This is a genomic window from Brevibacillus sp. FW306-2-1A-C05A (assembly GCF_058781555.1).
Genome location: NZ_JBYSWV010000022.1, coordinates 32,789 through 42,956, shown reverse-complemented (window position 1 = coordinate 42,956; position 10,168 = coordinate 32,789). Strand labels below are relative to the sequence as shown.

Annotated in this window: 8 protein-coding genes and 1 pseudogene; 3 read left to right on the top strand and 6 right to left on the bottom strand. The window is 54.2% G+C overall.

Going from position 1 to position 10,168, the window contains the following annotated elements:
• The 3 genes and pseudogenes from AC3WJN_RS14610 to AC3WJN_RS14600 all read right to left on the bottom strand — a co-directional run.
• Positions 1-1,183 (bottom strand): annotated as a pseudogene (locus AC3WJN_RS14610) (hypothetical protein); the annotation flags it as partial.
• A gap of 167 nt (positions 1,184-1,350) precedes the next feature.
• Positions 1,351-2,553, bottom strand: coding sequence for a BMQ_0737 family morphogenetic spore coat protein (locus tag AC3WJN_RS14605; RefSeq protein ID WP_492329296.1), 1,203 nt, complete (start codon positions 2,551-2,553; stop codon positions 1,351-1,353).
• A gap of 105 nt (positions 2,554-2,658) precedes the next feature.
• Entirely contained in the window at positions 2,659-3,543 is an 885-nt protein-coding gene (locus AC3WJN_RS14600; RefSeq protein WP_007783301.1) for a glycosyltransferase family 2 protein, read from the bottom strand.
• A 143-nt stretch (positions 3,544-3,686) separates the two neighbouring features.
• Here AC3WJN_RS14600 and AC3WJN_RS14595 point away from each other — a divergent pair, with 143 nt between their 5' ends.
• Positions 3,687-5,195, top strand: coding sequence for a hypothetical protein (locus AC3WJN_RS14595; RefSeq protein ID WP_007783302.1), 1,509 nt, complete (start codon positions 3,687-3,689; stop codon positions 5,193-5,195).
• Positions 5,196-5,250: 55 nt separating this feature from the next.
• On the opposite strand, the gene AC3WJN_RS14590 is transcribed toward AC3WJN_RS14595, so the two are convergent.
• On the bottom strand, positions 5,251-6,348 hold the full coding sequence (locus AC3WJN_RS14590; RefSeq protein WP_007783303.1) for a peptidoglycan-binding protein: 1,098 nt from the start codon (positions 6,346-6,348) through the stop codon (positions 5,251-5,253).
• Positions 6,349-6,442: 94 nt separating this feature from the next.
• On the opposite strand from AC3WJN_RS14590, the gene AC3WJN_RS14585 reads away from it, so the two are divergent.
• Positions 6,443-6,787: a DUF1360 domain-containing protein gene (locus AC3WJN_RS14585; protein ID WP_005833772.1), complete on the top strand. Its 345-nt coding sequence runs from the start codon at positions 6,443-6,445 to the stop codon at positions 6,785-6,787.
• Positions 6,788-6,793: 6 nt separating this feature from the next.
• Here AC3WJN_RS14585 and AC3WJN_RS14580 read toward each other — a convergent pair whose 3' ends face one another.
• Together AC3WJN_RS14580 and AC3WJN_RS14575 are read right to left on the bottom strand one after the other, a co-directional pair.
• The gene (locus tag AC3WJN_RS14580; protein WP_007783306.1) at positions 6,794-7,981 is read right to left on the bottom strand and encodes a glycosyltransferase family 2 protein; all 1,188 of its coding nucleotides are present in this window, start codon (positions 7,979-7,981) and stop codon (positions 6,794-6,796) included.
• 197 nt (positions 7,982-8,178) lie between these two features.
• Positions 8,179-9,027 carry a DUF1698 domain-containing protein gene (locus AC3WJN_RS14575; protein WP_005833768.1) on the bottom strand — a complete coding sequence of 283 codons (849 nt, stop codon included), beginning with the start codon at positions 9,025-9,027 and terminating at the stop codon, positions 8,179-8,181.
• Between the two features lie 216 nt (positions 9,028-9,243).
• On the opposite strand from AC3WJN_RS14575, the gene AC3WJN_RS14570 reads away from it, so the two are divergent.
• Entirely contained in the window at positions 9,244-10,092 is an 849-nt protein-coding gene (locus AC3WJN_RS14570; protein ID WP_005833766.1) for a hypothetical protein, read from the top strand.
• Positions 10,093-10,168 lie beyond the last annotated feature (76 nt).

The following is a 10,168-nucleotide window of genomic DNA, read 5'->3' as shown; positions in this document are numbered from 1 at the left end:
ACTGCTGTTGCTTCGCCAAAAGCTGCGTTTCGCGATCTTTGGCAGCTTCGAGCTGTTCGGAAGCGGCGTCCAGTTGCCTACTCGTTTCGTCAAGCTGGGCAGAGGTGCTGTGCAACTGCGAGGTCGTGTCATCCAACTGTTTGCTCGTTTCGTCGAGCTGGGCAGAGGTACTGTGCAACTGCGAGGTCGTATCTTCCAACTGTTTGCTCGATGCATCGAGCTGCTGTGTGGCGGTGTGGAGCTGTTCCAGCGTCTGGTCGTGCTGGTCGCTCAGTTCCTCGTAAGCTTGCTGGGCTGCTTGCAGCTCGGCGTCTTTTTGCGCCAGTTGCCCTTGCAACTGTTCCAACTGGGTAAGCTGCTCCTGCTCGATCTGCTGCGCGCTCTCGTATTCGGTGTGCATATGGTCAAACGCTTTTTTCCATGATTGTTCCTGCTGCTCCAGCCGGGTAATCGCCTCGAGCAAATGCTGGCGTTCCGCAAGCAGTTCTTCCATATTACTGCGCTGCTGTTGCTGCTCTTCATGCAGTTTCGCATTGATTTGCTCCTGGGAGGCGATAATCTGCGTCAATTCAGCTTCTTTTTGCCTCGCGCTTTCCAGTTGCTTTAGCGCGTGCTCGCTCGCAGACTCGAATGCTTTCAGCTCGGCCAGCCGCTGCTCCCATTGCGCTTCTTTTTTCTCGAAGCTCTCCACCCTGCGCTGCAGCAGTTCAATATGCTCCCGCAAGTGGGCTTCCTGGGCCTCGTGCTTGGAGAGCGCCTCTGCCAGACGGGGAGACTTTTCCTGGTTGTGTATTTCTTGTTTCAACTCTTCGATCGTTTGCTTCAGCTTGCCTTCCCGGTCTTTATAGGCGGCAATGGCCTTTTCGCGCTGCTGCGACAGGTTCTGGTAGTGGTCGAGCTTTGCTTCCAGCTCGGCGAGCAGCTTTTGCGACTGATCGGTGTACTGTTGCCATTCATTTGCTTTCTGATCCAGCGTGGAAAGCGTCTGCTGCAGCTCCTCCAGTTGGTTTTGGTACTCCTGGTTTTCCTGGCTGATCGCTTCTATTTGTTCTTCAAGCTCCACGACGCGCAGGCCCAGTTGGTTTGCTTTGTCTTCGTAGTAGTACGCCTGTTTTTTCAGCAAAAGGAGCTTCTCGTTTCCGGCTTTGGGCTTGCTTGTGCTGGAGGTTCTCTTTTTAAGCACCGTGTTGTCCTCCTTTTTTCCGTAAGATGATCCTCTATAGACATATGTAACGCATGCAAAATGGTGCATGTATCCCGGTAGAGCAAACGAAACCGCAGACGAAACGCAAAAAAGGGAGAAGCCATGGCCTTCTCCCGGTAGGAACGCATTTATTGGTCGCGGAGTCTTTACGGTGTGGTGATGACGATATCCTGGAAGGTGACGCAATCGCGCACAAGCAGTTGCTCGTCTGGAACGATGGTGATGTTGCCAGAGAAGACGAGAACGCCGTTTGTATCGGTCAGAGTCAGGATTATGACGTCCGGCAGGCCAAGGCCAGTTTCGGCGAGAGTCAACGAGTAGGTCAGGATCTCTTGGGTGCCGGTTGCGGTAAACGTCCTTACCCCGGTACCTGTCACGACGAGACCAGTCAACAGCTCGATGCCTGGCAGGACGGTAATGCATGTCGGCGAACCGATCGAAGTCGGCGAGAAGTTGAAGCTTTGGTCGCCCAACAGATCAGTAAGGACAGTGTCAAAGAAGTTAAAGGTAAACGAGCTGCTGGACGGATCGCAGCTTGGGCAGATGTCGGCGATCAGTTGGATAGTACCGACGGCGAGTTCGAGCGGGATACCGATGCTGATCGAAACGTTCGGAATCAGTGCGTTCACGGACGCCTGGCAATCGCAGTTGCGAACTGGGAAGATTGGCGGGCATTGTGGCGGGAACGTGATCGGCGGGCAACGGAAGGAAGGCGTTGGCGATGGTACAGGAATGTTGTTAGGACGTGGCGAGCAGAATTTGGCCAGCACTTCCAGTTTGACTTCCGCTTCGACCTGGATTTCCACGCAGACAATGACATCGAGTTGAACCATGCCGCCGAGGAGGACGTTTCCAGTTGGGTTGCACTCCAGGGCGCTGATGCGGCAAACGATGTTGTCCTCGTCGAGTGGTTCAGGCAGGCAGAGTACGACCTCCTGATCGAACTGGACGGTTGTCGTGAACTCGCAGAGTGGGGTTCCGTCTGCGAATATACGCACGACAACGGTTGCGCCGAACACGAAGCGGACGACACCTACGCGAACGGTGGTTCCATTGACGGTGATGTTTTCACGGCGAATGCTGACGACATTGCAAGAAGGTCCGGGAGACACAGGCTCCACGCACGAAATCGTGATTTCTTGCCCAGCGCGAATAGCTGCGTCCACAAGCGCTCGACAATCGTCGGGAAGGGCAATCTTGTTGCGGTAGCTGTTAGCTAGAACGACCCAGTCGTACACCTTTTGGACGCGAATACACTCTTCCTGAAGGTTGTTCGGGATCGGAGGAGTAGCGGTCGGCGTCGGTGTAGGGAGCTGGCGACCCATAATGGGCTTCACAGGATGTTTCACCGTAAGAATCCTTCCTTTCCTAGGGGATTTGCTTTGCAGTTACATACTATGTGGGCAAGGGGAATTTGCTTGTCAACGAATGCCCATTTTTAGGTGAAGGACGGATCAAAACGGGATCTGGAACTGTTGGAAAAACCAGTTGTCATCGCGCTTGCGCTGGGCGAGGTAGCGGATTCGCTGGGCCGCTGCGCCGGAGGTGAGGACGTCGTCTTCGATCTCGTTCGCATTCGCGTACACGATGAGCTTTTTCGTCGCCTCGATCCGCTGTTCGTTAAAATGGCTGTACGCCATCCGCAGCATGTTGTAGTAGATGTGCTCGTGCACCACTGTATAAGGATGGGTTTGCCGGAACAGGTGCAAAATTTTCACGGACGGATGGACCAGGCAAGTGAATCCGAACAGCCACATTTTGATGGAAAATTCGATGTCTTCAAAGCCCCAGACGCGAAAGCCGCGATCAAAGCCGCCCACCTTCAAAAACGCCTCCCGCGTGACGAGAAAGCAGCCCCCTGGCAAAATCGCGACCGGAGAAGGGCGATGCGGGTTCGGATACCAGACGACGCCGAGCTTCTGATCGAGCTTTTGGCCGTAGCCGATCTTGTGCGGCTCGGTCATGGAGGCGATTCCCGGGGCGACGCCGTCCGCCTTTTTCGTGAGAACCAACTCCAGCATGCGGTCGATCCAAAAGTTTTCAAAAGTGAGGTGAGCATCGCAAAAGATCAAATATTTTCCACGCGACTGCTCCACGCCCAGATTTCTCGCGGCAGCGGCCCCGATGCCTTCTGTCGTAATCAGCTTGATGTTTTTGCCGGTTTCCTGTTGGCGCAAAAAATGACAGCCATTATCAGTAGAAGCATCATCGACCACGATGACTTCATAGCTCATATTCGTTCTCGTATTGACGAGGGAAGTAATCGTGGAGCGCACATTGTCTGCTTCATTTTTTACAGGAATGATGATAGAGATCAGCGGCGGTTGCTCGACGGACATATGACCACTCCTTTCTAGTTGCCATGGTATGCCGTACAGCCTGGGAAGGAACGCCCAGTGCCAAAATTGCTCACTTTTGCCACTGGGCATTCATACAATATGGCGGAGTGAGTTTAGCTAGTGTCGTAAGGGAGTGAACGGAGATGGACGTCGAGGTCTACTACAGCGGGCAGCGTGGCGGGACGATGCCGTACGCGGCTCTGCCTGCTTTTCGCTTATTTTGCAAGCAAAACGGATTTCAACTGAAATGGGACCCGAAACAAAAACGGATTGATCTGGATTCGGGATTGAAAGGCAAGGTTTGCGTTCTCTTCACAGGAAGCTCTGCTACAGAAGCCGCCTATGAATGGGAAGTGCTGGGCAAGGTGCAGCGGTTCGTCTCCGATTATGGCATGGAGGTCGTGCTGACGAAAAACAACCTCGCCCTCGCCAAAAATACCGATATCGCGATTAGGTTCAGCATGAAGGAGCTGCGTCTGCTGGAAAAAACGCGGCTCGTTCTGTATCCGCACGAGAACGAGCGGCAAAGGGAGCTCATCAGATGCCTGCAGGCAGAGCTGAAGCAGACCGGAATCCCTTGCCAGCAAAAGGTGAGCAAAGGCTCAAAGCAAACTAGCGGAATCGTGCACATCCAACTGCAAATTCCGCTGCATACCGAAGTGCATCGCCGCAGGACGTATGGGGAAAAAATTGCTTTCTACCTCGCTTCGGGAATTTTGGAGTATATGCAGAGCGGCTTGCGCATTCAGCCGCTGGCCTACCTCCCGCCGAACATTTTGAAGCTGTTTTACTCCAGCGTATGGACAACGGAAGAAAGCCGTGCCGCAGATTCGACGACGCTGGCAGATGCTGAGGCGGAACTGCTGGATGAGGTAGAGCTGCTGCTTGATCGGCCGGAAGCGCACGAGGATGAGCGGGATGGAAAAGAGGAAAGCGAGCAGCAGGAAGCGGCTTTGCTGGCGGTTGAAAACGAAGGGGAGGAACGGGCGACCCAGGCGGTAGCGGGGCAGGCTGACGCGGGAACCGTGGAGCAGGCAGAAGCGGCGCAGCGAGCAGGAACCGTGGAGCAGGCAGGAGCGGCGCAACAAGCAGGAACGGTGCAGGTGCTGCAAGCAGAAGCAACTGCTCCTATTCCAATAGAAGCAACTACATCCGACCAGCCTCAAGAACCGTCCACAGAACCGCGGACGGCGGCAGAAGTGTTTTTCGACTATACGCTGATCCACTCCGACTCAGCCGAGAAGCCGTACTTGTTGATCGGCACGCTGCAAGTCAAAAATACGGGGACAGAGGTGCTGTACAACCCGATCGTGTGCCTGCGGGTGACGCCTGCCGATTCGATCAAGATGGGCGGGCAAATTTTGCCGCCAAAGCTCGTGGAAACGTTGGCCGTGCAAGGAAGCAACGGCCTGAAAGGCTGGAGATACCTCGACGACGACTGGTTCGCGCAGGCGATGGAGCGGGGCGAATACTGGATTGCGCCCATCCAGCCAGTGGTGATTCCCCCGCAGTCGGCAGAATCGTTTCAAAACTTCCAGGTTTCCTTCCTGAAGCAAGAGTCGGGCAAAGCGATCGTCGTGGAAGGAATCGTCCTCTGCAACGATCAATCGGTGCATTTTTCCGCCAACAACCGGATCGCTGTGTCGTTTTGAGCAAAAAAAAGCCACCATTTCGGAAGCGAAATGATGGCTTTTCCATTCGGGTGGTTTACTTTTTCAAAAACATTTGCACGAACGTTTTTCCGTGCGGGCCGCCGTTCACGACAGCAATCCCGACGTAGTCGTAGGTGGAGCTGACGATGTTCGCCTTGTGGCCCGAAGAGTTCATGAACATTTGATGGGCGCCGCTCACGGACGGATTTTGGGCAATGTTTTCTGCGGCCGCAATATAATGAATACCAAAGGTGTCCATCATCTGGAAAGGCGAGCCGTACGTCGGAGAGGTGTGGCTGAAGTAGCCTTTGCTGACCATTTCCTGCGCCTTGACGCGCGCTACTTTGACCAGTTGCATGTCTACCTGATACGGAGCGAGTCCGCGGCTCGCGCGCTCCTGGTTCACCAGTTGCACCATTTCTTTTTCGTCTGCCGTAAGCTCGGCAGGCAACGGCACTTGTGCGCCCGTGTCCGGCTTTTGCGGGGGTTCCGGCTGAGTTGGCGTCGGCGCTGGAGTTACTGGCGGCTTCGGCGTTGGAGTTGGTGCCGGGTCTGGCTTCGGTTGATTTTTGTTGTTCTTGTACTGGGTTTCAATCGCTTTGTACGTCTTCGCATCCGCTTCACCCGTCAACGTTTGCTTGTTGCGGGATTGGAACAGCATGACGGCAAAACGGGTCGAGTCGTCGAAATTGCCTGTCGCAGTTACCTTGTAGCCCAGGTCGGCGAGCATCTTTTGCAAATCTTTGACGCGCTCACCTGTGGTGCCCAGCTTGAGCGTCACCGACTGGTCGGCTGGCTGGGAAGGTTTGGCAGGTGTTTCCGGCTTTGGCGCAGGCTTTTTCGCAAGCGCATTGTACGTCTTTTTCAGCTTGTCGTAGGTAGCCTTGTTGACGATTCCCGTTTGCTTGAGCTTGTATTTCTTTTGAAATTGCTTGACGTTGTAAACCGTGTCGGCGGTATAAAGCTTGTCTACTTTCAGCTTATGGTCGAAGTGCAGGGCATCGAGCATTTTTTCCACTTCGAGTACACGCGCATTATTCATCCCTTTTTTCAAAGGGGAAAAAGTCGTTTTGGCAAAGGCTGGTTGTCCGATCATGGTGAAGGTGACGGACAGGGAAAGGATAGCTGCAATCTTCGAAATGTTGCGATTCATGTCATCACGCCTTTCTCTGGTTTGTCGCCCTCCCATGGTACTAGAGATTCCACCGCAAAGAAAACCACAAAATATTGGAAAGAGGGAAAAGTGGATGTTTGGCATCTCGTGGATTGACCTGGTCATTCTCGTGTTGGCCAGCTTTCGTCTCACTCATTTGATCGTCTATGACGAAATCACTTCTTTTCTGCGCAAGCCATTTTTTACCGTCGTGTACGAAGCGGACGCCAGCGGGCAAATGAATCGCCAATACCGGTTCAAAGGAGGAAAAGTGCGCCGCTGGATTGGCGAGCTGCTCAGTTGCCACTGGTGCATGGGCATGTGGGTGGCCGTATTGACGGTGGCGGTGTACGCGTATGTACCAGCCGCCTACCCGATTCTGCTCCTGCTGGCAATCGCGGGAGCGGCGGCCGTCATCGAAACGAGACTGTACATGTGAAGTCTGTCACGCTCTGGAAAACGTTTGGTACACCACAAATTCATCGTGGGAGAGCGGAATCACTTCTTCGGCCTGATAACCTCCGACCAGCCTGTTTTGCAAGGACGGGACAGACGATGGGGTGATGAGCGAAGAAGAGATGTCTACGCGATGAACGTTCGTGCGCGGATCGAGCGGAATTTCCAGGGCGAACTGCGATTTTTCTACGGTAAATGTCTTGGCTCGCCCCCCGTTTACGAGCGCAGTCAAGTGAAAAGGTTTTTCCAGCTTCGCGCGGGCCGCGGGAACTTGGCCTTTAATGAGCAGGATGTGCGCGGGATTCGCCGGATCGGACTGGACGATAATGCGCAGGACAGGGGGAGCCCATGAGCCGGCAAAACGGTTCATGCTCGTGACTTGCGCGGAATTGGAAGGGAACGACTTGTATATTTTCAACAGGTCAATGACGCCCATCCCGCGATATTGCGAGACGTGTGACACCCAACCGCTGGGAATGCTCGAATAATGCTTGGCGAGCGACTTGAACACTTCCGGAATCCCGACCGAGTGCCACTGGGTCGTCGACTTGCAGGTTGCGTGGATGCGCGCGTTGGCGAAAAACTCCGGGACGAAGCCGATCTGATGAAACTTGGCGATCCGCATCCAGAGTTCGTAGTCCATGCAAAAATGCAGCTTTTCGTCCACGCCGCCCATCTGCGCGATGACGTGGCGGCGAATAAAAGCAGCGGGCTGGCAGATGCAGCAGGTGTAGTACAACTGCTTGGAATCGGCGTGCGAGGAAGGAAATGTGTTGACGGCCTGGCTGTGTTCATTGATGACCTGGCATTTCCCATGAACCATTCCCCAAGCCGGGTGTTGCAAAAGCGCGTTAACCGCCTTGCGGATCGCTCCGGGAAGATAAGTATCGTCCGAGTTGAGCCAGCCGATGATCGTTCCTTGCGACATCGTAAAGCCTTTGTTGAGCGCATGAGATTGCCCGTTGTCCGGCTCGGAAATATATCGGAAGCGGCTGTCCGCGTTGGCGTATTCCTGCAAAATGGCGAGTGTACCGTCTGTCGACCCGCCGTCGATCACGATCATCTCCAGATTCGGGTAGTCCTGGAGAAGCACGCTGTTGATCGTCTCGCGAATAAATTTTGCCTGGTTGAAGGAAGGGGTTACGATACTGACGAGAGGTAGCTGCCCACTAGACACTTCTGTCACTCCTTTCCAAGAAGTCAGCGCAGCAATAAACAGCACGCCTGCAATACAATATGTACAAGAACCGGATTTTGCATCGGGATACTTTTCTTATTTTTGTGGGCGGCAAAAAGCAAGCAGGTGTGCGCCCTCGCGATGGTGAGGGAGCGCACACCCGGTTGCCCGTCCACAGTGCCTCGTGCGTACAGCGATTACAGGTAGTCAGGAACCAAGCCCGGATTACGGTAAATGCGCAGCAGCTCCGCATACGAATCGGCGGCGGTTTCGCGCCCGCTGATCGCTCTTGCCACCATGGTGACGCGGCCGATCGGATAGTTGTTTTTCGTTCCTGAGCTGATCGTCGAGATGCTTTGCGGCAATACTTCAAACAGCGTGCTGGCGAGCATTTCCCGCAAGCACCTGATGGAAGGAATCCAGTAGGTGGTGATGTCGTGATAGATTCGGGTCATGTTGCCGGGAGGGCCGTTGTAGATCATTTTTGATTCGTTGTCGTCCAGGATGCAGGCGGTCTCCAAAAGCAGATGTCCTCCCGTCTTGATGACGCTGCGCGCTTGCGACAACGTCCACAGCGGATCGCGCACGTGATAGAGGAGGCCGGTATGCTGAACGATATCGAACAAGTTGTGGCGGATTTGCTGCGGGAACGGCAGCGGAACGGTAAAATCGTCCATCAGCAGCACTTTCAGCCCTTCCCACAGGTTGTACGGAGAAATGTTATACAACGGAAGCACCTTGCTGCCGAGAATGTCTTTGCACAGTTCAAAATTGGAGTACAGAGGCTGCATGCAATCGGTAGCGACGACAAGCGAGGCGCCGAGCTTCTCTGCCTCGAAAGCCCACATCCCGTCAAAGCTGGCGATGTCCAGCACGCGTTTGCCCGTGTAGCTGATGTGTGCTCTGGACTTGCGCGTACTCTCCCAGAGCGGCTCCAAAATTTTCAGGCCGGGGGTGGCGATCCCAGGGCGCAGTTGAATTTTATGGTACCATGTACGTTTTCCGATTTCGGCCAGGATTTCCCTGTCTGTCCATGTTCCTCCCACTCATGTACCTCCTTCGAGAAAATCGGCTGACTATGCCAAATAGCGATCATGCTACATTACGATATGAACGCCGCAGATGGCGGGAAACGGGTGTAATCCCCCATTCTCTGGCACAGGGCGGCGGATTTAGGCAGCAGGCGCAAGCAGTGGCCGTTTCCGCCGCAGCCAAAAACGCATAAGGTGAAGGAAAAATGAATGAACAGGAGGGGTGCACCGATGACCTTGCCTATCATTTTCATGCACAGGGGCGATGACGACTATCTAGCCTACAGCTTGCGGCAAGCAAAGCTCAGCAACCCCCAATCTCCCGTCTACCTGCTCGGCAAAGAGGCGAATCGCAAACATGCCGCTCCGGGCATCATCCATGTTCCGCTGGATTCGTACATGCAGACGGCGCAAATGTTTGCGAAGGTGTATCGGCACATGCATGTCATGAGCTACGAATATAATCTGTTCTGTTTTCAGCGCTGGTTTATTCTCCGCGACTTCATGCGCAAAAACAGGCTGCAGAGCTGCTTTTACCTGGACTCGGACGTGATGCTCTACACCAATGTCAATCAGCCCGAGTTTCAAGCGTTTTCCATGGAGTTCGCGTGGACAAGTTTCATAGGCTTGGACACGCTGGATCGATTCTGCAACATGACGATGCAATATTTTGTGAACCCGCAAATGTTTCGGCTGCTTGTGCAGAAGACTCTCGAATTCGACCAGGTGATCGAAGGGGTGCCACTTGTGTCGGATATGGTGCTTTTTCTGCTTTACTTCCGCTCTTACTCCGGCAGATCACATACGCACGGGACGTTTGGCGATGCCTTTTTCGACGAAAATTTGAATCGACCGCTCTGGGCCGAGAGTCTGGCAGGCAAGAAAAAAGTGTATGCAATCGACGGAAAGCTTTTTTGCAAGGATCTGGCCAGCGGTGCTTTCAAGCGGTTGTACTCGCTGCATTTTCAAGGGCTGACGGCCAAAAGCTACATGAAAGACTTCTGGTTTCCGCACATTCCCCGGCAGCCGGGAATCTACTTTTACGACTACGCCGCAGTCAAGTGGACCGCGCAGGCGTGAGTTGCCGCAATCCGATAGAGGCCATGCCCCGACCTGTAGCGTCGGGGCGTTTGTCTGGTAGGCGCGGTTGCGGAAA